The sequence below is a fragment of the Staphylococcus sp. HMSC055A09 genome (assembly GCF_001809655.1).
GTDB lineage: Bacteria > Bacillota > Bacilli > Staphylococcales > Staphylococcaceae > Staphylococcus > Staphylococcus capitis.
Genome location: NZ_KV798369.1, coordinates 1,011,847 through 1,035,438 on the forward strand (window position 1 = coordinate 1,011,847; position 23,592 = coordinate 1,035,438).

Here is a 23,592-nt window from a genome sequence, read left to right on the forward strand (position 1 = left end):
ACCCCCTATAAGGATTGAATATCAATGCCTTCTTTCGTTAATTTTTTTCTAATTTGAGTTACAAAATCAAGTGCATGAGCACCATCACCATGGACACATATTGTATCGGCTTGTAAATCAATTTCTTTACCATTTTTACTAACAACTTTATTCTCAGTAACCATTTTTAACACTTGTTGTAATGCTTCATCCGTATTTGTAATTGTCGCATCTGATTCTTGACGACTTACAAGCTGACCATCATCTTCATAACGACGATCTGCAAAAACTTCTGAAGCAGTACGTAAACCAAGCGCTTCAGCTTCTGAAATTAACAATGTATTAGATAGTCCAACTAGCACTACGGATTTATCGAAATCATAAACCGCTTGTGCAATAGCTTGAGCAATTTCTTTATTTTTAGCGCCCATGTTATATAAAGCACCATGAGGTTTAACATGATTTATACGAGCTCCATGAATTTTACAAAAACCATTCAAAGCACCTAATTGGTAGACAACTAAATTGTAGATTTCTTTAGGTTTAATATCCATTTTGCGTCTGCCGAAACCTTGTAAATCAGGTAAACCTGGATGTGCTCCTATGCCTACATTATTTTCTTTAGCAAGTTGTATTGTCTCATTCATTACATTTTCATCACCGGCGTGAAAACCACAAGCAATGTTTGCCGAAGTAATTAATGGAATAATATCTTTGTCGCCACCAAATGAATAATTTCCAAATGCTTCACCTAAATCACAATTCAAATCGATTTGCATTATAAATCCACCCCTTTAATGATTTGATGCTTCTCTAAGAATTTAATATCAACTTCGCTTGCATCACCATCTGCATATAACGGATAACTTAATACTGCGTATAAGAAATCTGCTGTTGTAGTGAAACCTTCAATAACCATTTCATCTAATGCTACTTTCAATTTATTGATAGCTGTTTGTCTATTTGAGTCTTTTACAATCACTTTTGCTACAAGTGAGTCATAATATGGTGATACTTGATAACCGGAATATAATAAAGAATCTACTCGAATATTAAATCCTTGTGGTAAATGTAATTTCTTCACTTTACCAGGAGTGGGCTGGAATTTCTTTTCTGGATTTTCAGCATTAATACGTGCTTCAATTACATGTCCGTTAAATACTATATCTTCTTGTTGGAACGGTAATTCACCATATTGTAATAAATATAATTGTGCTTGTAAAAGATCTCTATCTGCTCGCATTTCAGTAACTGTATGTTCGACTTGGATACGTGCATTCATCTCAATAAAGTAGTGAGCATCCTCTGTTACTAAAAATTCAATTGTACCAGCACTTCTATAATTAGATGCCTTTGCTACTTTAACAGCATCATTACAAATCCGTTCTCGTCTTTCATCTGTTAATGCAGCACAAGGTGATTCTTCAATAAGTTTTTGATTTTTTCGTTGCACTGAACAATCACGTTCACCTAAATGAACATAGTTATTTTTACCATCACCGATGACTTGAACCTCTACATGCTTTGCAACGGGAATAAAAGCTTCAACGTATACACGATCATCATTAAAATATTTTTGACCTTCACTTTTAGCTTCTTTTAATGATTTTTCTAATTGTTCAGGTTCTTTAACGATACGGATACCCTTACCTCCACCGCCACTTGCAGCTTTAAGAACAAGGGGGTATCCTATTTCTTCCGCGAGTTTTTTAATTTCATCAACAGATTCAACCTCGCCGTCAGATCCAGGGATTACTGGAACATTTGCAGCATGAACGGTCTGACGAGCTGTAATTTTATCCCCCATCATTTCCATTGTCTTTTTATTAGGGCCAATGAAGTGGATATCATTTTCTTCAACAGCTTCAGCAAAAGTAGTTGATTCAGATAAGAAACCGTAACCAGGGTGTATCGCATTTGCTCCGGTAATTTCTGCTGCTGAGATAATACGTTCTATATTTAAATAGCTATCTAAAGGATTAGCTTCTCCAATACAAATCGCTTGATCAGCTAAACTTACATGCAGACTATCTTCGTCGCCTTTGGCATAGATGGCTACTGTTTCGATTTTCATCTCTCTACATGCACGAATAATCCTTACTGCTATTTCCCCTCTGTTTGCAATCAAACAACGATACATAAGTCTATTCCCCCTTACTTCACTTTGACTAATACTTGATCATATTCAACATTAGTACCATGTTCTACAACAATTTCAGTAACCTCACCACTTACGTCACTAGTGATCTCGTTCATTACCTTCATTGCTTCTATGTAACCAATGATATCTCCTTCTTTAACTTGATCACCAACTTTAATTTGGGGATCCGTTAATTCTTTACTATCTTGTAAGAAAAACGTACCAACCATAGAAGATTTAATTTCTTTGTCATCACTAGAATCTTGCGTTTGGTTGTTAGTATCTTGAGTTTCATTATTAGTTTGTGTCATTTCATTTGATTGTACATTTGCAGTTTGAGATAAACCTTGTGATGAATTACCCTCTGTGAAATCAAGTTCAATTTCATTCTCAAAGTCTTTATATTTAAACTTTTTTACATCATTTGATTTTACTAAATTTATAATTTCTTCTATTCTTTCAAGATTCATTATTATTTGTCCTCCTTAATTAGTGATGCTAATTTCTTAGAAGTGTTTCTTACATTACTTAAATTAAATAATGGTTGTTCTGACACGTTTTTTAGTTTTTGATCAAAATCATTTTCAAATTCTATTAATTGTTTAAACGCTTCTTCTGTAGATATCCATTCAAATCGAATAGTTTCTCCTGGTTTAAGTTGCGCTAATTTTTTTAAATCTAATTGAGTAACTGTAGCAATTTTAGTATAACCACCTACAGTTTGTTTATCATTTAATAGAATAATTGGGTTTCCGTCATTAGGAACTTGGATGCTTCCTAAAGCTACAGGTTCAGAAATAATGTCAGCCGTTTTCAAAGGTGAAACGGATGGACCAACTAATCTGTAACCCATACGATCTGACTGATCTGAAACCTTAAATTCAGAATTGATAAATGTATCTACTGCTTCCTCTGAAAATGAACTAAATTGAGGACCTTTAATAACATGAATAGTATTATCCTCTACTAATGGTTTATAGTCGGTTGCTTTACCTAAATTCTCATTATAAGATGCATTACTTTGAGTAGGTATAATGTCATGCTTTTTAAGCGCTCGTCCTTCAAAACCACCAAGTCCACTTCTAGTATGAGTAGAATAACTCTCTGCAATCCTTTCTATTTTTAACGGATGACCAAACACAAGATATCCTCTCGCACCTTCAGTAACCTGACCGATTTCTAATACATCGTTAGTCTGTACTTTATATACTACTTGTGAATCAATGGAATTACCGTTTAATTTTGCATTGGATGTTCCACCAATAAATGCAAAAGTATTTTCTTTAAGAAACTGTACTTTAGGGCCAATAACAGTGTATTCAATCGCAGGTCCATCATTACCAATTAATTTTTGAGCCATTTTAAAACTATAAAAGTCTAAAGCACCAGCTCCGGAAAATCCTAAATCTTGATAACCTATACGTCCTTCGTCTTGGATTGTTGAAAATAAGCCAGGTTGTAAAATTTTAATACTCATCTTTATTTGTCACCCACTTATCTATATCAAATTTTCCATTTTCAATTTCCTCAGATATATTGTTATATTCATGTTGATCAATCTCATAAAACTGAATATAATCTCCAGCTTCATACATTGTCATCGGAGTTCGATTGAGATCAAAAACCTTAAGAGGTGTACGACCAATAATTTGCCACCCTCCTGGAGAGTCCATTGGATATAATCCCGTTTGATTATTGGCTATTCCAACAGAACCAGCCTCAATCTTAAGTCTTGGCTCAGAACGTCTTGGTGTATGTAAACGTTCGTCAAGCCCCCCTAAATAAGGAAATCCTGGCATAAAGCCTAACATATAAATAAGGTATGGCTGACGAGTGTGAATCTGTTTGACTTCTTCTTTAGTTAAATGATTATGTTCTGCAACTTCAGCCAAGTCAGGTCCATATTCCTCACCATATAAAACAGGAATTTGAATAATACGCTTATTTCGAGTTCTAGCATCTGACTCGTTTTGTAAGCGGTTAAGTTCTAAATTTTCTAACAATTCATTTCCTTCTATCCTCTTATTATCGAAGTATATTAGAATTGCTCTATAAGATGGAATGATTTCTGTTATCTCTGAATGATTCTGTTTCTTTATGTATTGTACTGTTGATTGAACGAGTTGGTAAGTGCTTTCACTAATTTCATTATCAAAATAAATCATCACAGTTTGTTCATTTATAATTTGAGTTTCCAACTTTAAAATCCCTCCCCTTTAAATTTTTAAGGATTTATTTGCTGTAACTATTTAATTGTATCATTGCAATAAAATGTTTGTTTAATAATTAATTCAAATTGTTAGTGATAATTACTAATAATTTGATATTAAGAAATTAAGGTCTTTCAAAAAATATAGCATTTCTATTTCAAAAAATCGCTAATATTTATTTAATCATACATATTATTTTTTGTCATGATAAAAATGATGAATAACAAAAGGATTTTATCCTACTCATCTATTAAGAACTACATTTAATGGTGTAATGTTTCTTTAAAGCTAAAATTTCTATAATAATAATATAAAAAAGCCCAAGTCATAAAATATGACTCGGACTTAATACTAGAATTCAATAGTGGTAGCAATTTTAAAATAAAATATTTAATTATTTGATATCAACGATTTTAACGTTCATTTCTCCGCCGTTAGGAAGAGGAACACGAACTTCGTCATTTAATCCTTTACCTATTAAAGCATTTGCCATAGGAGATTCATTTGAAATTTTTCCTTTGAACGCGTCAGCTTCAGCAGAACCTACTATTTGATAACTTTCTTCTTCATCACCTGGTAATTCAACAAAAGTGACTGTTTTACCAATTTGAACAACGTTATTATCACCATTATCTTCAATGATAAGCGCATTTCTAATCATATGTTCAATACGTTGAATATCTTGTTCGATGAATCCTTGTTCATCTTTTGCTGCATCGTACTCAGAGTTCTCTGATAAGTCACCAAAAGAACGAGCTACTTTAATTTTTTCAACAACTTCTGGTCTTTTAACCGTTTTTAATTCTTCTAATTCTTGCTCAAGTTGTTCATAACCTTCTTGAGTCATTGGGTATTGTTTTTGGTTTTCCATAATGTCATCTTCCTTTACTATAAGTTACTATTTTTTGCTAACGAGTGATTGAATCTTCGTAGTCATAATATCAATTGCGACCTTATTACTGCCACCTTCAGGTATGATAATATCTGCATGTTTTTTTGTTGGTTCAATAAATTGTTCATGCATTGGTCTGACTACATTTAAATATTGATTAATTACAGACTCCATAGAACGTCCACGTTCTTGAGTATCACGTGTAAGTCTACGTAAAATTCTTAAATCTGCATCTGTATCAACATAAATTTTTACATTCATCATATCTCGTAAAGTTTTATTTTCTAAAGCAAAGATACCTTCTACGATAATAACATCTTTTGGTTCAAATGCAATCGTTTCATCACTACGAGTATGTTTCGAATAATCATAAGTAGGAACTTCGATGGCCACACCATTTCTTAAATCTTTAAGATTTTGTATAAGTAAATCATTATCGAATGCGAATGGATGATCATAATTTGTCTCAAGTCTTTCTTCAAAAGTTAAATGAGACTGGTCTTTATAATAGTAATCTTGAGCTAAAAGTGCAACACTGTGGCCTTCAAGATTCTTCATAATTTCATTAGTAACAGTGGTTTTACCTGAACCAGAGCCACCAGCAATACCAATAATTGTCGTTTGATTCATTAGCCGATTTCCTTTCTCATCATGTTATTAGCATAAATAGGTTTGTCGACTTTAATTTGAACAATTTGCAGTGGATGACGTGCGGCATCTAAACTATTACCTTCCTCATCATAAATAGCATCAACAATTTGCCTGAAACTATCAATTTCAGGACCAAAGAATTCAATTTCTTGTCCTGGTTTGAAATGGTTACGCTGTTGTATGGTAGCAAGTTGCGTTTGTTCATCATAGTCGAGTACTAGTCCGCAAAAATCGTAAGCTGATTTCTTAGATTGTTCTTCTCCAAACATTTGCTCTTCATATCCAGGTGTCCCTTGGAAGAAAGCTGGCGCTGTATCACGATTTGCGCATTTATCCAGTTCTTTGAGCCATTCAGGTTTAATCTTAAAATTCTCAGGATCCATAGCATAAGCGTCTATGACTTTTCGATAAACTGATACGACAGTTGCAATATAATGAATAGATTTCATCCTACCCTCAATTTTTAAAGAGTCGATTCCTAATTCCATCATTTGTGGTATAGATTCAATTAATTTTAAATCTTTTGGACTCATTGCAAACGGTGTAACATCTCCATCTTCATAAAATAAATCAAGTTCTCCATCATTATCTACTTGAAGTAAATCATAGTCCCAACGGCAACTTTGACAACAGCCTCCACGGTTTGAATCACGAGCTGTCATATGATTACTTAATGTACAACGTCCTGAATATGCTATACACATTGCACCATGAATAAAAGCTTCAATTTCAATATCAACTTTTTCCTTCATTTCTTTCATTTCCATAGCGCCTGTCTCACGTGCTAACACAACACGGTCTAAACCTTCTTCTTTCCAAAATTCAACAGCTTTATAATTTGAAAGAGATTGCTGAGTAGATAAATGAATTTCAAGTCTTGGTGCGACCTCTTTGCATGTTTCTATGATTAATGGATCAGCTACAATAATTCCAGTTGCGCCTGTTTTATCTAACTGACGTAGATATTCCTCTAATCCATCCATATTTTCATCATGTGCAATAATATTTGTTGTAACGTAGATTTTAGCACCATAACGATTTGCAAATTCTACGCCTTCAGCAATTTCATCCATAGTAAAATTATCTGCATTTGAACGTAAACCATACTCTTGACCACCTAAAAATACTGCATCAGCACCATAATGTACAGCTATTTTAAGTTTCTCTAAATTTCCTGCTGGAGCAAGTAATTCTGGCTTTTTCATTTTTGGTTTCGAACTTGAGTGAACTTCTTCTAGAGTTTTCATTATTAATGATAAGCCTCCCTTAGTAAACCGTTTGTTTATATAAGAAACCTTCATCGAATGGACGATGTTCAGGTTGAATTTCCTCTATAGGATCGATTAACATGAATTTTTCATCATCATATGCTTCAGGGTCTTCATTATATAAGTCAATTGCTTCTCTATATTGCTCTGTTACTACATTGATATAGTCTTCTGATTGTAGAACGCCATCGATTTTGAATGCGTCAATTCCCGCTTCAAAAAATGGTTCTAATTCCTCGATTAAACAAATATCATTCGGAGACATAATATGCGTTCCATTATAATCTTCAAAAACTGGATATTTGTTATCGCGTTCTTCATCATATAAAAGTAAATCTTGTTGTGCATTATTGCGCTCAATCTTCATTTGTCTGTCTTGGAATGTATAGTAATTACCTAACAACATTCGTTTCGATTGAAACATGCATGTCATTCCATGTACTTGGACTTCGATTTCAACATTAGCATTCTTTTTAATATTAATCATCTCTTCTAAGCTAAGCTCTTTAGCTAAAACAGCTCTTGATGCACCCTTTTTCCCCCAATAATTACATTGGAAATAATTTGTTACTAATGCTCCAGCATCCCAATGTAAAGGGATAGGATTTGATTGTTTTTTAACAAACATTATTACTGCTGGATCACCGAAAATAATTCGATCCACTTGAATTTGATGTAAAAAATGTATGTAATCTTCTAAAGCATCTAAATGATAATTATGAAACAAACCATTGACCGCAGCATAAACTTTTTTATTGTTTCTATGTGCTATTTCAACAGCTTCTTTCATCATTTCACGATTAAATTCTCCTGGAAGTCTTAAACCAAATTTTTGTTCACCAATAACAAATGCATCTGCACCTTTTTCTATTAGTGTTTCCATATGAGTTATTGACTTAGGAGTAACTAATAATTCAACCATAGTCATTCTCCTTTAATTGATATTGCTAAACCATCATCTATATTTAAAAAGTTAGTTGTATACCCTGATTGCTCCATTAACCACTGGTTATATTGTTGTACCTTTTTAACCATTTGACGAACATTTCTAGATCTCACAATGTCTATATTCGATACAAAACCGTGGTATAAGACATTGTCAGTTACTACAATCCCACCTTTTCTTAAAAGAGGCGTATATAACTCAAAGAACTTTTTGGATTGAGCTTTGGCTGCATCGATAAATATCATATCATATTCTCTATCATTGACTTGTTGGTATGTTTCTAGCGCATTACCTTCAATCAATCTTATTTGTTCATTGTAACCATATTGATGAAAATAATTTCGCGCCAAAGCAATCATATCTTCGTTACGTTCAATGGTAGTTACATGTATATCATTTGCTACTGAAGAAAATTGCATTGAACTATAGCCAATAGCAGTACCAATTTCTAGAATGTTTTTGGTATGATTCATTCTTATTAATTGTTTAATCATATCTAAAGTTAATTTATCTACAATAGGAACTTGATTGTCTTCTGCATAAGGTCTTAAATTCTCTATGTTTGTATCTAACTTTTGATGCAATTGAGTTAAATAGTTTTGGTTCAAATCCATTTTGAAATAACTTCCTTTATTATAAAAACTAAAAAGATTTGTAGACATAAAATAAATCAGTCCAAAATTGATTATCATTTTAATCAATATAAATGACTGATTTCTATAATGGTGCTTCTATTTCTTTCATATTAGAAGTGAATGATCGTTTCATAGAAATTAACTTTACATATTTTACCATAAATTATTAATAAATATAAGTGCGAAATATGTGATTCAATTTATTTTAGTATGTTATTAAAGTAATTATAGTTTGCGTTTTTAAGTTCGATATTACTAACTCAATTAAATAACAATAAATTAACTCATTTTTAATCAAAAAAGCTCTAAGATGTATACTAAAAACTTACATCTTAGAGCTATGAGTTTTAAACAATTAAAGCTTACATATTAATAATGAGATACTATTCATTAATCTCAGTATTTACAACCTCTTCAATCATATCCCATTCTTCATCTGTTTCGATAGGTACTAATTTACCACCATCTCCAGATTCATCAGGTTCATTAATCATAGGTACGAGTTCAATCATATCATCTTCATCAGATTGAGCACCTTCTTCGGCTAATACAACATATTCCTTTTTGAATTCAGGATGGTAAAATTCTAACATTTTACGATATAAAACTTCATTGCCGTCTTCATCGAATAAAGTTAATAATTCTTCTTCGTTATTAATGCTTAAATCTGATTCATGATTTTGTTCGTGGTTATGTTCTGTCATTTTTATATCTCCTTTATTGGATAGAGTCTAAATAGCCTTGTAATATAAACACAGCTGCCATTTTATCTATAACTTTCTTTCTCTTTTGCCTAGAAACATCTGCTTCTAGTAATGAACGTTCAGCAGCCATCGTACTTAATCGTTCATCCCACATTATAATTTCTATGGAAGGCAAGGCTTCTTGAAGTTTCTCTTTGTATTGTAACGAAGCCTCTCCTCGAAATCCAATAGAATTGTTCATATTTTTAGGTAATCCTATAACTACAGTACCGACTTGATTTTTTTTAATAATATCGACTAATTCTTCTATGCCTAATTCGTTTTGTTCTTCGTTGATACGGAGTGTGTCTAAACCTTGGGCAGTCCATCCCATTAGGTCACTTATAGCAATGCCAACAGTTTTGCTTCCTACGTCTAAACCTATAATTTTATGTTGTAACATTTTAATGGTCAGACTCTTTTAAATAATAAGAAACAAGTTCTTCCATAATCACATCTCTATCAATATGACGAATTTGATTTCTCGCTTCATTTTGGCGAGGAATATAGGCAGGATCACCAGAGAGTAAATAACCTACAATTTGATTTACTGCGTTATACCCTCTTTCTTCTAATGTACGGTGCACATTGTTAAGTACTGATTTGACATCTTCTTTTGGAATCTCTTCATAGTCAAATTTCATCGTTTTATCAAAGTTTTCCATATGTGACACTCCTTTTAATGCATATTATTATTCAAGTTAATTCTACAATATTATGAAATTAAGTTATAGATTTTTAATGTAATCTTTAATGAAGTGTAATGCTTCTGTTATGTTTTCAGGTTGTGTGCCGCCACCTTGAGCCATATCCGGACGACCACCGCCTTTACCACCTACGATAGGTGCCATGTTTTTTATAATGTCTCCTGCTTTAACTTGATCTGTAAGTGATTTAGGAACAGTAGCTATTATGGAAACTTTACCATCAACATTACTTGCTAACACAATAATCGTGTCTTGTAACTTAGATTTAAAATCATCCATCGTTGAGCGTATCGCTTTAGCGTTTGGAACTTCAACTTCAGTTGCTAATACTTTCAAGTCATTGATAACTTCAACTTGGTCTTCAACATTTCCCATTTTAAGAGAGGTGATTTCTTTGTTACGTTGTTCTAATTGTTTAAGTAATGATTTTTCTTCTTCTTGTAACTGAGTTACTTTACCAACTACTTGTTCATCTGATTTGACTTTAACATGATTTTTAATGGTATTAAATTTAGACTGAATATCTTCGAGATAAAGGAAAGCAGATTTTCCTGTTAACGCTTCGATACGTCTAACTCCTGCACCAGTACCAGATTCACTTACAATTTTAAATAAACCAATTTCTGCAGTATTACTTACATGAATACCACCACATAATTCGATAGAAAATGGAGCCATATTTACTACTCGAACAATATCACCATATTTTTCACCGAAGAGAGCCATTGCCCCCATAGATTTGGCTTCATCTATACCCATTTCTTGAATACGAACATCAATGCCTCTCCATATTTCTTCATTCACTCTTCGTTCAACTTGATCTAATTCTTCTTGCGTCATTGGGCCGAAGTGCGAGAAGTCAAAACGTAATCGATCTGCTTCTACTAATGAACCTGCTTGGTTTACGTGATCACCTAATACTTCTTTTAAAGCAGCATGTAATAAATGCGTAGCACTATGATTCTTTTGAATTGCACGACGGTCTTCTTTATTAACACTAGCATCCACTTCTGCTCCAACTGTAGCTTGTCCATATTGCACAATACCTTTGTGTAGATTCTGACCATTTGGTGCTTTCGTCACTTCAGATACTGCAATTTCAAATTTATCATTTCCAATTGTACCTTCGTCTGCTACTTGGCCACCACTGACAGCATAAAATGGCGTAGCTTTTAGTGTGAAATAAACAGTCTCTCCAGCTTCCACTGACTCGACTTCTTCACCATTGTATATTAAATGCGTGATTATAGATTGGTAATCAGTTGTTTCATATCCAACAAATGTACTATCATCAGTAATATTTTTTAGCACTTCACTTTGTATTTGCATAGATTGAGAGCTTTGACGTGCTTGTCTAGCACGGTCTCTTTGCTGTTGCATTTCATTTTCAAAAGTAGTCATATCAACTGATAAACCTTCTTGAGTTGCTAATTCTTCGGTTAATTCTACAGGGAAACCATAAGTATCATACAGTTTAAATGCATCTTCCCCTTTAATTTCATGATTGTCTTTTTTAGCTTTTTCAATTAACTGATTTAGAATTGATAAGCCTTCCTCGAGTGTCTCATGGAATCGTTCTTCTTCTGACTTAATCACTCGTTTAATAAAATCGGCTTTTTCTTTAACATTTGGATAATATGGTTCCATAATTTCAGCAACAATATCCACAAGTTTAAACATAAATGGTTCATTAATACCTAGTGATTGACTAAATCTAACTGCACGACGTAATAAACGACGTAGGACATATCCACGTCCTTCATTTGCAGGTAATGCACCATCAGCAATAGCAAACGCAATGGTTCTAATATGATCTGCAATAACTTTAAATGCTACGTCTTGCTCTTCAACTTCTAAATATTTCTTTCCTGAAACATTTTCAACTTCATTTATAATAGGCATAAATAAATCTGTTTCATAATTTGTTCTGACATTTTGCGAGATTGAAGCCATACGCTCTAATCCCATGCCAGTATCAATATTTTTATTAGGAAGTGGTGTATACGTATTGTCTTTATTATGATTAAATTCACTAAATACTAAATTCCATACTTCTAAATATCTTTCATTTTCTCCGCCAGGATACATTTCTTCAGCAGGATCATTCTGACCATATTCGTCACCACGATCATAGAAAATTTCTGTATTAGGTCCCGATGGCCCTTCGCCAATATCCCAGAAGTTACCTTCGATTCGAATAATACGAGTTTCATCTAAACCAATATCTTCATTCCAAATTTTATAAGCACCCGTATCTTCTGGATGAATTGTTACATATAATTTTTCTGGTTCCATACCCATCCATTTCTCACTAGTTAAGAATTCCCAAGCGAATTCAATTGCTTCTTGTTTAAAATAATCTCCAATTGAGAAATTTCCAAGCATTTCAAAAAATGTATGATGTCTCGCTGTAAAGCCAACATTTTCAATATCATTAGTACGAATGGCTTTTTGTGAGTTTACAATTCTTGGCTTTCTTGGCGTCTCGCGACCATCAAAGTATTTTTTTAGTGTTGCTACACCTGAGTTAATCCATAGTAATGAATCATCATCAATAGGTACAAGTGGTGCAGAAGGTTCAATCATATGACCTTTTTCAACGAAGAAATCTAAATATTTTTGTCTAATTTCACTAGCTTTTAAATTTTTCATCTATAGAACACTCCCTTGGGAAATAAGTATTTAATAAAGAAATACGAATTTTAACTTAATGATAATCACACGAAAAATAAAAAACGTTCATCCACAAAGGGACGAACGTTATCGCGGTACCACCCTAGTTATAAGAAAAATAATAGTAGCTATAAAAGAAACTATTTATAACTTAATTAAATTTCTTACCACTTAAAATTACGTATTCTCTATGACATAAAGTAGCGTTCGGTAACATTGATTGCACTTTACACCAGCCAGTACATCTCTAAAATCAACATGTTACTTACTCATCTTTATGTGAACTTAAGTTTATTTTATTTATTTTAATGACGAATGTCAATGCTCGGCAAAATCGTAAGGCGTCATTTCTCCCATATTAATCATAGGATCAATTTTAAATATAGTGGTTTCACTAAGAACAATGTCATTTTGTGGTGCGTCAGTTGTTGCGCTCTCTTCTTCAGTTTGTGTAGTATCATGTTTTTCAGTGCTATTTACAGATGAATGACCTGAACTACCTATAACTTCTTGCTCATCACCAAAATAAGATTTTAATAAGTGATTCAACTGAGTTAAACGTTCTTGGCCTTTTGTCTTCAGTCCTATATCAAATGCTTGGGGATACCCAAGTAAAACAAGTGATTGCTTAGCACGGGTCAGACCCGTATAAAGGATAGGTCTTTGTAACATACGAAAGTATTGTTTAACTATAGGCATAATAACAATTGGAAATTCTGACCCTTGAGATTTATGAATAGATGTACAATAAGCATGAGTAAGTTCAAGTAAGTCTTGTCGAGTAAAGGTAATTTCATTTCCTTCAAAATCTACTACTATTACATCTTTATTAAGAGCATTTTCTTTAGCCCAAAATATGCCTACAATTACACCAATATCACCATTAAATATATTGTCATTAGGTCTATTGACCAACTGAAGTACTTTATCTCCTTTACGAAATACAACATCTCCGAATTCAATTTCACGACTATCTTTTTCCTTTGGATTTAAAATAGATTGTAATACTTGATTGAGACGTTTTATTCCTGCATTACCTTTATACATAGGAGCAAGGACTTGAATATCACTCATATTATACCCTTTACTCACTGCACTTTTAACAACTTTATCTACTACATCAGGTATTTGGTCTGAAGTACAGTTAATGAAACTGCGATCGTGAAAACGTTGAGTTATATCTATGGGTTCGCCTACTTTCATACGATGTGCTAAATCAACAATACTTGAGCCATCCTGTTGGCGATACACTTCCGTAAGATTAACACGCGGAATTCTTTTAGAATCAATGAGGTCTTTAAACACTTGACCCGGTCCAACTGAAGGGAGTTGGTCTTCATCTCCTACAAATACAATTTGAGCATCTAATGGAACAGCACTTAAAAATTGATGAAATAACCATGTATCTACCATAGACATTTCATCTATAATGATAAGCCGTGCATTAATTTCATTATCTAAAATATCTTCAGGTTGTGTTTCTTGATTCCAACCTATTAAACGGTGAATTGTCATTGCTTCTAATCCAGTAGATTCCTGAAGTCTTTTAGATGCGCGTCCAGTTGGTGCAGCAAGTACAACTGGATAATCATCCTCGTTGTAATCATCATAATCTAATGATAATCCATGTATTTCTGCATAAAGCTCTACGATGCCTTTAATGACAGTAGTTTTACCAGTACCGGGACCACCAGTAAGAAGCATCACTTTTGAATTGATTGCCGTCTCTAAAGCTTCTTTCTGTGAAGTTGCATAATTTACTTGATTTAGTGACTCAATTTCACCAATATGCATTTGTAAATCTGATTGTTCGATTTCTTTTAACTTTTTATTATTAGTTTGAATACGATAAAGATTTTGAACACTCTTTAATTCCGAATAATACAAACTTGGAATTGAAACTTGTTCTTCGCTTTGAATCAATTTTTTCTCTTCAGAGAGTTGCTCAATCTTTTGCTCTAGCATTTTAGTAGAAATTACAACTTCAGAGCTATCGTTAAGCATAGTTTGCGTTGATTCAATCACATATGAATTAGGCAAATATGTATGTCCTTGTTTGATACATTCTTCTTCAAGTGTATAAAGCAATCCTGCTTTCAAACGCTCTTCAGAATCTGCTGCAATACCAATGTTTCGCGCTAATTGATCAGCTTTATTAAAACCTATTCCTTTAATATCATAAACGAGTTGATAAGGATTTTCGTCTAGTATTTTCAATGTATCTCCCATATAAAACTGATAAATTGCCATTGAAAGTTTAGGACCAAATCCTAAATCATGTAACCGAATCATTATTTTTTCTGATTCTTGATTCGAACTTATTTGTTCTGCAATCTGCTTTTGCTTTTTCTTAGGTAAACTAGGGACTTTTTCTAACACTTCAGGATTATTTAATATATCATTGATTGCATTCTCGCCTAATGCATTAACAATATTTTGAGCAGTTTTCTTTCCTATTCCTTTAAATAAATCACTAGATAAATAACTAATAATTGCATCTTTGGTTTGTGGAAGTTCCTTTTCAAAAGTTTCAGCTTTTAATTGTTTACCATAACGTGGGTGGTCGACAATTTGCCCTTTAAACGTATAGACGTCTCCTTCAACTACATTTGGAAGAAACCCTACAACAGTTGGCATGCTATCAAAGGACTCATTCGTTTCAATCGTGTCTACTTTAAGAACTGTATAGAAATTATCATTATTTTGAAATAATATAGCATCTACAGTACCTTTGATCATTGATTTATCAAAAAGTGTAGGGTCAGACATGTTACTCCTCCTCTTTCATCGTCTTAAACGTTTTTAAAGCGTGTTGACTTAATAAATGCTGTTCATCAATAGAAACTGCTTGTTCAAAATAAGCAATAGCTTCATCAACATCTTCTTTTTTCATATAGCTTGCTAGGCCGAGATTATATATAGCATCTACATGTTTAGGGTCAATTTTTAATACGTGATTTAACTGATTAATGGCTTGTTCAAACATTTCGAGCTGGCATAAGACAAGTCCATATTGAAATTGAATCTCAACATCATCGTTATCGTCTTTTTCAGCTGCAGTCATCAAGAATGGTAATGCTTCTTTAAAAGCTTCTAATTGGTTAAATGACATTCCAATCATATAATTACAATCTACAGTAGCTACATTGTTTTTTAATGCCTTTTGATATAATTTAATTGCTTCTTTAAAGCGACCTTGATTATAGTAAACATTCGCTAAATTATAATATACAGCACCATTAGACGGATCAATAGTAATCGCTTTTTGGAAGAAACGCTCGGCTTTTTCTATTTCTCCTGCATCAGATAACACAATTCCTGCATTAATGTAGTTTTCAACTGCATTAGGATTTTCTTCAATATTTTCGAAAAGCGCTTTTAAAGCATCTTCGAACTTACCATCTTTAATATATTGATAAATCTGATTCTGTTCATGCATCATTCGTACCTCGTTTCTAAATAATTATAACATGTTAAAAAAATAAAAACCGTTAACCCAAAGATAGTCATCTTATGAATTAACGGTATTCAAGTTCACGGTTTAAACTACGTAACTAAGTTGACCTTCATTTTTGTATACATCATCTATAGTAGCTCCACCTAAGCAGACTTCTTCATTGTAAAAGACAACCGCTTGTCCAGGAGTAATTGCGCGTACAGGTTGGTCGAAAGTTACACGAATTGAAGATTCATCCTCTTTTTTAACGAATACTTTTGTATCTTTCTGACGATAACGGAATTTCGCAGTACATTCGAAACCATGCTCTAAGTCAATTTCATTTTCATTAACAAATGAGAAATCTGAAGCGATTAAGTAATCACTATATAAAGCATCATGATGGAAGCCTTGCTCAACATATAAAAAATTGTCATCTAAGTTTTTACCTACAACAAACCATGGATCTCCATCTCCACCTATTCCTAAGCCATGACGTTGTCCAATTGTATAATACATTAAACCGCTATGTTGTCCCATTTTTTTACCATCTAATGTTACCATGTCACCTGATTGTGCTGGTAAATATTGCGATAAAAATTCCTTGAAGTTTCTTTCACCAATGAAACAGATTCCTGTAGAATCTTTTTTCTTGGCTGTAGCTAAATCTTGTTCTTCTGCGATTCGTCTAACTTCACTTTTTTCAATGTCACCAATTGGGAACATAACTTTAGAAAGTTGTTCTTGTGATAGTTGGTTTAAAAAGTAAGTTTGATCTTTATTATTATCTACACCGCGTAACATTTCTACATGCCCATCCTCGTGTCGACGTATACGAGCATAATGTCCAGTTGCGACATAGTCAGCACCTAATTTCAAAGCATGCTCTAAGAATGCTTTGAATTTAATTTCTTTATTACACATTACATCAGGATTTGGTGTGCGTCCTTTTTTATATTCATCTAAAAAGTAAGTAAATACTTTGTCCCAATATTCTTCTTCAAAGTTAACTGCGTAATATGGTATACCAATTTGGTTACATACTGCAATGACATCATTGTAATCTTCTGTGGCGGTACATACACCATTTTCATCAGTGTCATCCCAGTTCTTCATAAAAATACCTATAACGTCATAACCTTGCTCTTTTAATAGGTGTGCAGTTACTGAACTATCAACACCTCCAGACATACCAACGACTACGCGTATATCTTTATTTGACACTATGATTCCTCCTTAAATTTATGATAAATTTTATGAATTTCGGCTACTATATATTTAATTTGTTGTTCGTTCATTTGTTCATTAAAGCTAAATCTAACAGAATGTTTTGCACGTTCTTCATCTTCAAACATTGCTGCTAAAACATGTGACGGTGTTGTAGAACCTGCTGTGCAAGCTGACCCAGATGATACGTATACATTAGAGAGGTCTAGTAGAGTTAACATTGTTTCAACATCAATAAATGGGAAATAAAGATTTAAAATATGACCTGTTGAGTCTGTCATAGAACCATTAAGTTCGAACGGGATCGCACGTTCTTGCAAACTAACTAAGAATAATTCTTTTAAATTCATTAAATGAACATTATTTGCGTCACGATGTTGAACTGCTAATTCCAAAGCTTTAGTAAGTCCAACTATTTGAGGAACATTCTCAGTACCAGCTCGACGTTTCGTTTCTTGTTCCCCACCTAGCTGATTAAATTCAAGCGGAGTATGGTCCTTTACTAAGAGTATACCAGCTCCTTTAGGGCCCCCAAATTTATGTCCAGTTACACTCATAGTATCAATTTTGAAATCATGAAAGTCAATTTCTAAATGACCAATAGCTTGTACAGCGTCAACATGGAATAACGCATTAGTTTCAGCAATAATGTCCTCAATGTCATACATATTTTGAACAGTACCAACTTCATTATTAACAAACATAATTGATACAAGAATTGTTTTATCTGTGATTGTTTCACGTAATTGATCTAAATCAACCGCTCCAGTATCATCTACATCTAAATATGTTACGTCATAGCCTTCTCGTTCAAGTTGCTCAAATACATGTAAAACGGAATGATGTTCAATTTTAGAAGTAATAATATGATTTCCTAATTGTTCATTCGCTTTTACTAATCCTTTGATTGCAGTATTATTAGATTCCGTAGCACCACTTGTAAATATCACTTCATGAGGTTTTGCACCTAATAGTTGTGCAACTTTTCGGCGTGATTGATCTAAATATTTACGTGCATCTCTACCTATTGAGTGAATAGAAGATGGATTACCATAATGTTCTTTATAGATTTCCATCATTGCATCAACGACTTCTGTTTTTACTGGTGTGGTCGCGGCATAATCTGCATAAACTTCCATGTGTGGACACTCCTCGTCATGTTATCAATGTTCCTATAATAGCACCAATACTTGCTTTTTTCTACCTTTCTGTTTATGGAAAGAATTTTTATTTCTATAATATTTTAACATCTTAAATAGTAATTTTTCGATGATTAATCTTTAATGAAACTCATTTTCCAAAAAGATGAAACCTTTCTATGCATGAGCATATAAATGTTGCATTCAATATTCAGTTGTTATACTTCAACTATTAAATTGTCATGAAAGGAAGCTATAAAATGAAAGATATTAAATTATCAGCATTAAATCTTGTACCTATTAGAGAAGGTCAAGACGATAAAGACGCTATTAATGACATGGTTAAATTAGCTCAAGGTTTAGATGAATTAGGTTACGAACGTTATTGGATAGCTGAACATCACAACGCTCCAAATTTAGTTAGTTCTGCTACGGCATTACTTATTCAACATACTTTAGAACATACGGAAAGAATTAAAGTAGGTTCAGGTGGAATTATGTTACCTAATCACGCACCACTTATAGTGGCCGAACAATTTGGCACGATGGAAACACTTTTCCCACATCGCGTTGATTTAGGTTTAGGTCGCGCGCCTGGTACAGATATGATGACTGCTAGTGCATTAAGACGTGACCAACATAATGGTGTATACCAATTTCCTGAAGAAGTCGAACAACTAGAGAAATACTTCGGACCGGGGAATCAACAAGCATATGTAAGAGCTTACCCTGCTGTAGGTAAAAATGTTCCTCTATATATACTAGGCTCTTCTACTGATTCTGCTCATGTGGCTGCTAGAAGAGGATTGCCATATGTATTTGCCGGACATTTTGCGCCTCAACAAATGAAAGAAGCTATTCAAATATATAAAGAGTTATTTGAACCTTCTGATGTGTTAAGCGAACCTTATGTCATTGTATGTTTAAATGTGATTGTTTCAGATACAGATACGCATGCAGAATATTTAGCAAGCACAATGGCTCAAGTAATGGTGAGTATTACAAGAGGCAGAATGCAACCTGTTCAACCACCAACTGATGATTTAAAAGGATTACTTACTCCGAGAGAATATGAACTAGCTAAACAACGTTTCAGTGGCTCTTTAATTGGCTCAGAGGATTCTGTTAAGCGTCAACTTGAAGGCTTTATAAAGGAATATGGAGAAATTGATGAGCTAATGGCAATAAGTTACATTTATGACCAAGATAAACAACTTGAATCTTATCAAAGATTACAAAAAGTAATTCAGTCATAATATAAAATAAAGGGAGGGCGTCTGCCCTCCCTTTATAACTGTATGGTTAAGACTTATTTGTCGTCTTTGTCTTTTTTGTCGTCGTCTCCGCCACCAGTGTATTCGTTAATTTTATCTTTTGCTTTGTTAACTTGTTCGTTATCGCTATCCTTGAATTTTTCTGCTGCTTCTTTTGCTTTATCCATGAAACTCATAAATAATAGCTCCTTTCGAATTTGAAAAATTATTTTTTGCTTATTAATAAGGTCACTTGCTTTATCTTTGACATTTACAACGAATTCATTCGTTTCGCCATAAGCACTATTTTACGGACCTTCACTTTCAAGTTCTTGGTTGATGGTAGCATTTCCAATTGACTATTTGACGTTAGCTTAAGTTTATTTAAACTTAATTTCGTCTGCCATACTTACTACCTCTTCGATGTATTAATTGTTATACCACTTGAAAATGAGGATAAACATTATTAATTAAATTTTTCTATAAAAATTTAGGATTTATGCGATTAATGAGTATATTTCTAACTTAAATAGATTACTAAAATGTTAAATATAGAACATATAGCCATCTAAATCTTCATTGGTTTCTTTATAATCAGCAAGATATTTTAAAGTTGTGTTATCTAACACATCTCGAACTGAATCTCTCATTCTCAACCATAATTGTTTCTGTGCAGGTGGTTCAGATTCAATACTTTCTACAAACGTAATCGGACCTTCAAGTAAGCGAATAATATCGCCTGCTGTGATTTCATCAGCTGGTACTCTAAGTTGATAACCACCTTTAGCACCACGCACACTTCGAATTAATCCAGCATTTCTTAAAGGGCCGACTAATTGTTCAAGATATAAATCACTTAGTTTATTTTCTTCAGCAATAGACTTTAAAGATACACAACCTTGACCTTCTCTTTTAGCAAGAGAAATCATCAATGTTAATCCGTATCTCCCTTTTGTTGATATTTTCATTGTATAACCTCACTTAATTCGAATTATATATTCCCATTCTATCATTTTTTACGTTAAGATAATATTAGAAAGGTGTGACAAATGTGAGTACAGAACCTCTAGCGTCTCGAATGAGGCCTATGAATATAGATGAGATTATATCACAACAGCATCTCGTTGGTCCTAAAGGTATTATTAGAAGAATGGTTGAGACTAAACGACTTTCTTCCATGATATTTTATGGACCTCCAGGTATTGGTAAAACGAGTATTGCCAAAGCCATTTCTGGAAGTACGCAGTTTAAATTTAGACAATTAAATGCTGTAACAAATACTAAAAAGGATATGCAAATGGTTGTTGAAGAAGCCAAAATGTCTGGCCAAGTCATCTTGCTACTTGATGAGATACACCGTTTGGATAAAGCAAAGCAAGACTTTCTTTTGCCTCATTTAGAAAATGGCAAAATTGTCTTGATAGGAGCCACAACGTCTAATCCATATCATGCAATTAACCCAGCTATCCGTTCTAGAGCTCAAATTTTTGAACTTTATCCTTTAGATGACCATGATGTAAGAATTGCACTTGATCGTGCAATTGAGGATAGTGATAGAGGTCTTAAAAGTTATCATCCCATTGTAGACGAAGATGCTATGGAGTACTTTTCCACTCAAAGCCAAGGTGATGTAAGAAGTGCCCTAAATGCTTTAGAGTTAGCAGTTCTAAGTGCAGAGGTAGTTGAAAACCAACGTCACATTACATTAGATGATGCTAAAGATTGTTTACAAAAAGGTGCTTTTGTGAGCGATAAAGATGGGGATATGCACTATGATGTAATGAGTGCTTTTCAGAAATCAATTCGAGGTAGTGACGTTAATGCAGCATTACATTATTTAGCACGACTTATTGAAGCTGGCGACTTACCTACCATTGTAAGGCGTTTATTAGTCATTAGTTACGAAGATGTTGGCCTAGCTTCACCCTCTGCGGGGCAACGAACATTAGCGGCAATTCAGTCAGCTGAACGTCTTGGATTTCCTGAAGCTAGAATTCCACTTAGCCAAGCTGTGATAGAACTGTGTTTATCACCTAAATCTAATTCAGGAATCACAGCTATAGATAGTGCTTTGAGTGATATCAGAAAAGGTTTAGTAGGACAAATACCAGACTATTTAAAAGATGGTCATTACTCTGGCGCTAAAGACTTAGGAAGAGCAATTGGCTATAAATATCCTCACAATTATGAAAATGGTCACGTCGTGCAACAATATTTACCAGACAAACTTAAAAATAGAATTTACTATGAACCTAAAACAACGTCTAAGAGTGAGCAACAATTTAAAGATGTTTATGAAAATTTATTAAACAAAAAATAAAAGTTAGCTATATTCCAATAATAAGATAGTTGAATAGTAGTTATATGCAACTTCTGTTCAATCTATCCTATGGAATATAAGCTAACTTTTTTGAGGTTACTGACCTTTATCTTTAATACGTCTAACTGGAATATCTTTTAAAATATCATTAATAACATAGCTTGCACATATGAGTCCTACCACACTTGGTACAAAGGCGTTAGATGAAGGTGGCATTTGACCTTTACGATTAATCGCATTTTTATCGCCAACAGTTTCTTTTACATCCTCACGAATCACAATTGGACTTTCATCAGAGAATACGACTTTGACTCCTTTTCTAATGCCTTGTCTTTTTAATCTATTTCTAATCACCTTGGCCATTGGATCTGTATGCGTTTTAGAAATATCTGCAATTTCAAAACGTGTAGGATCCGTTTTATTTGCTGCACCCATACTTGAAATCATATCAATTCCACGCTCTAGACATTCTTTCATAAGGTGTACTTTATAAATAATGGTATCACTCGCATCAATAAAGTAGTCTATATGATAATTATTAAAAATTTGTTCATATGTTTCTTCTGTATAAAACATATGAAGCGACGTTACTTTACAATCTGGATTAATCAATTTAATTCGCTCTTCCATAAGCGTGACCTTACTTTGACCTATCGTAGATGTTAATGCATGAATTTGTCTATTAACGTTTGTAATATCAACATCATCTTTGTCAATAAGTATAATATGACCAATATTTGTTCTAGCAAGTGCTTCTGCAGCGAAAGATCCGACTCCTCCGATACCAAGAACTGCTACAGTTTTATTTTTTAATAAATCTAAGCCTTCTTGACCAATTGCCAATTCATTTCTGGAAAATTGATGTTTCATTCTGTACTCCTTTATCAAACTAAACCTTAATTAGCTTTTCATTTATGTATGTATATTCATCATTGTAAAAATTCACATAAAAATACGCAAGACCGAAGTCTTGCGTATCGATAGAGTCCGTAGGTGCCGTAGTTGTAAATAGCTTGATCATTCGGCCTGCTATATACAGGTGGGTGCCCTGTTTCTCGTTTTGCAAGTCCTCCTATAGAGGCGTGTGCGCTGCGAGAAAACCTATTGGGCTCCCTGATCAAAGAGTGTTAGGCCCAAATAAAAAGCAAACTTACGTACACCACAGATGACTATCTTATGAAATAATCTTACCACAAATTCGAATTTAAAGAAATTTTTAAACTCAAAGTATCAACTTTTTTATGTCTAAATTTTTAACTTTAGTAAGCGGTATTGAGTTTTCATCTAGGTCCACATTGCTCGAGGGATTTCTTATCGAAATCCTTTGTGTCGGGAGCCTAACCCCAACTTGCATTGCTCGTAGAATTTCTTTT

23 protein-coding genes and 1 other RNA gene are annotated in these 23,592 nt (G+C 33.4%); 2 read left to right on the forward strand and 22 right to left on the reverse strand.

Annotated elements, in window-relative coordinates:
• Positions 1-5 precede the first annotated feature (5 nt).
• From pxpA to HMPREF2642_RS10380, 18 genes are all read right to left on the reverse strand, one after another.
• Complete coding sequence (pxpA, locus tag HMPREF2642_RS10295; protein ID WP_049427524.1) at positions 6-758, reverse strand: 5-oxoprolinase subunit PxpA; 753 nt, start codon at positions 756-758, stop codon at positions 6-8.
• Positions 758-2,119: an acetyl-CoA carboxylase biotin carboxylase subunit gene (locus HMPREF2642_RS10300; RefSeq protein WP_002436565.1), complete on the reverse strand. Its 1,362-nt coding sequence runs from the start codon at positions 2,117-2,119 to the stop codon at positions 758-760. Before HMPREF2642_RS10300 ends, pxpA begins: the two co-directional genes overlap by 1 nt.
• A gap of 14 nt (positions 2,120-2,133) precedes the next feature.
• Entirely contained in the window at positions 2,134-2,589 is a 456-nt protein-coding gene (locus HMPREF2642_RS10305; RefSeq protein ID WP_002453375.1) for an acetyl-CoA carboxylase biotin carboxyl carrier protein, read from the reverse strand.
• Between the two features lie 2 nt (positions 2,590-2,591).
• The gene (locus tag HMPREF2642_RS10310; protein WP_037549312.1) at positions 2,592-3,596 is read right to left on the reverse strand and encodes a 5-oxoprolinase subunit C family protein; all 1,005 of its coding nucleotides are present in this window, start codon (positions 3,594-3,596) and stop codon (positions 2,592-2,594) included.
• A complete protein-coding gene (gene pxpB, locus HMPREF2642_RS10315) occupies positions 3,586-4,317 on the reverse strand; it encodes a 5-oxoprolinase subunit PxpB (protein ID WP_002470041.1) in 732 nt (243 codons plus the stop codon). The genes HMPREF2642_RS10310 and pxpB overlap by 11 nt, the downstream gene beginning before the upstream one ends.
• Before the next feature lie 406 nt (positions 4,318-4,723).
• On the reverse strand, positions 4,724-5,200 hold the full coding sequence (greA, locus tag HMPREF2642_RS10320) for a transcription elongation factor GreA (RefSeq protein WP_002435980.1): 477 nt from the start codon (positions 5,198-5,200) through the stop codon (positions 4,724-4,726).
• 27 nt (positions 5,201-5,227) lie between these two features.
• Positions 5,228-5,851: a uridine kinase gene (gene udk / locus HMPREF2642_RS10325; protein WP_070597843.1), complete on the reverse strand. Its 624-nt coding sequence runs from the start codon at positions 5,849-5,851 to the stop codon at positions 5,228-5,230.
• A complete protein-coding gene (locus HMPREF2642_RS10330; protein WP_049427520.1) occupies positions 5,851-7,119 on the reverse strand; it encodes a peptidase U32 family protein in 1,269 nt (422 codons plus the stop codon). Before HMPREF2642_RS10330 ends, udk begins: the two co-directional genes overlap by 1 nt.
• A gap of 19 nt (positions 7,120-7,138) precedes the next feature.
• Entirely contained in the window at positions 7,139-8,062 is a 924-nt protein-coding gene (locus HMPREF2642_RS10335; RefSeq protein ID WP_070597844.1) for a peptidase U32 family protein, read from the reverse strand.
• A gap of 2 nt (positions 8,063-8,064) precedes the next feature.
• On the reverse strand, positions 8,065-8,700 hold the full coding sequence (locus tag HMPREF2642_RS10340; RefSeq protein WP_023350163.1) for an O-methyltransferase: 636 nt from the start codon (positions 8,698-8,700) through the stop codon (positions 8,065-8,067).
• 404 nt (positions 8,701-9,104) lie between these two features.
• Entirely contained in the window at positions 9,105-9,425 is a 321-nt protein-coding gene (locus HMPREF2642_RS10345) for a DUF1292 domain-containing protein (protein ID WP_002436074.1), read from the reverse strand.
• A 13-nt stretch (positions 9,426-9,438) separates the two neighbouring features.
• Positions 9,439-9,867, reverse strand: coding sequence for a Holliday junction resolvase RuvX (gene ruvX / locus HMPREF2642_RS10350; protein WP_002435990.1), 429 nt, complete (start codon positions 9,865-9,867; stop codon positions 9,439-9,441).
• 1 nt (position 9,868) lies between these two features.
• Complete coding sequence (locus HMPREF2642_RS10355; RefSeq protein ID WP_002435994.1) at positions 9,869-10,129, reverse strand: IreB family regulatory phosphoprotein; 261 nt, start codon at positions 10,127-10,129, stop codon at positions 9,869-9,871.
• Positions 10,130-10,192: 63 nt separating this feature from the next.
• Positions 10,193-12,823 carry an alanine--tRNA ligase gene (gene alaS, locus HMPREF2642_RS10360; protein WP_070597845.1) on the reverse strand — a complete coding sequence of 877 codons (2,631 nt, stop codon included), beginning with the start codon at positions 12,821-12,823 and terminating at the stop codon, positions 10,193-10,195.
• A gap of 339 nt (positions 12,824-13,162) precedes the next feature.
• Positions 13,163-15,613 (reverse strand): SF1B family DNA helicase RecD2, encoded by a 2,451-nt coding sequence (locus tag HMPREF2642_RS10365; RefSeq protein ID WP_070597846.1) that lies wholly within the window; start codon positions 15,611-15,613, stop codon positions 13,163-13,165.
• A 1-nt stretch (position 15,614) separates the two neighbouring features.
• The gene (locus tag HMPREF2642_RS10370) at positions 15,615-16,283 is read right to left on the reverse strand and encodes a tetratricopeptide repeat protein (protein WP_002470021.1); all 669 of its coding nucleotides are present in this window, start codon (positions 16,281-16,283) and stop codon (positions 15,615-15,617) included.
• 102 nt (positions 16,284-16,385) lie between these two features.
• On the reverse strand, positions 16,386-17,504 hold the full coding sequence (gene mnmA, locus HMPREF2642_RS10375; protein WP_049427509.1) for a tRNA 2-thiouridine(34) synthase MnmA: 1,119 nt from the start codon (positions 17,502-17,504) through the stop codon (positions 16,386-16,388).
• Positions 17,504-18,646 carry a cysteine desulfurase family protein gene (locus HMPREF2642_RS10380; protein ID WP_002436113.1) on the reverse strand — a complete coding sequence of 381 codons (1,143 nt, stop codon included), beginning with the start codon at positions 18,644-18,646 and terminating at the stop codon, positions 17,504-17,506. Before HMPREF2642_RS10380 ends, mnmA begins: the two co-directional genes overlap by 1 nt.
• A 260-nt stretch (positions 18,647-18,906) precedes the next feature.
• Here HMPREF2642_RS10380 and HMPREF2642_RS10385 point away from each other — a divergent pair, with 260 nt between their 5' ends.
• Entirely contained in the window at positions 18,907-19,902 is a 996-nt protein-coding gene (locus tag HMPREF2642_RS10385; protein ID WP_023350159.1) for an LLM class flavin-dependent oxidoreductase, read from the forward strand.
• 53 nt (positions 19,903-19,955) lie between these two features.
• On the opposite strand, the gene HMPREF2642_RS11635 is transcribed toward HMPREF2642_RS10385, so the two are convergent.
• Together HMPREF2642_RS11635 and cymR are read right to left on the reverse strand one after the other, a co-directional pair.
• Positions 19,956-20,096: an SAS049 family protein gene (locus tag HMPREF2642_RS11635; protein WP_002436115.1), complete on the reverse strand. Its 141-nt coding sequence runs from the start codon at positions 20,094-20,096 to the stop codon at positions 19,956-19,958.
• A gap of 348 nt (positions 20,097-20,444) precedes the next feature.
• Positions 20,445-20,867 (reverse strand): cysteine metabolism transcriptional regulator CymR, encoded by a 423-nt coding sequence (cymR, locus tag HMPREF2642_RS10390; protein WP_002436108.1) that lies wholly within the window; start codon positions 20,865-20,867, stop codon positions 20,445-20,447.
• 83 nt (positions 20,868-20,950) lie between these two features.
• On the opposite strand from cymR, the gene HMPREF2642_RS10395 reads away from it, so the two are divergent.
• A complete protein-coding gene (locus HMPREF2642_RS10395) occupies positions 20,951-22,219 on the forward strand; it encodes a replication-associated recombination protein A (protein ID WP_030064671.1) in 1,269 nt (422 codons plus the stop codon).
• 96 nt (positions 22,220-22,315) lie between these two features.
• Here the strand turns inward: HMPREF2642_RS10395 and HMPREF2642_RS10400 are convergent, their stop codons facing one another.
• Positions 22,316-23,089: a tRNA threonylcarbamoyladenosine dehydratase gene (locus tag HMPREF2642_RS10400; RefSeq protein ID WP_002435982.1), complete on the reverse strand. Its 774-nt coding sequence runs from the start codon at positions 23,087-23,089 to the stop codon at positions 22,316-22,318.
• 110 nt (positions 23,090-23,199) lie between these two features.
• Positions 23,200-23,390: non-coding RNA, 6S RNA (gene ssrS / locus HMPREF2642_RS10405), on the reverse strand.
• Positions 23,391-23,592: the final 202 nt, after the last annotated feature.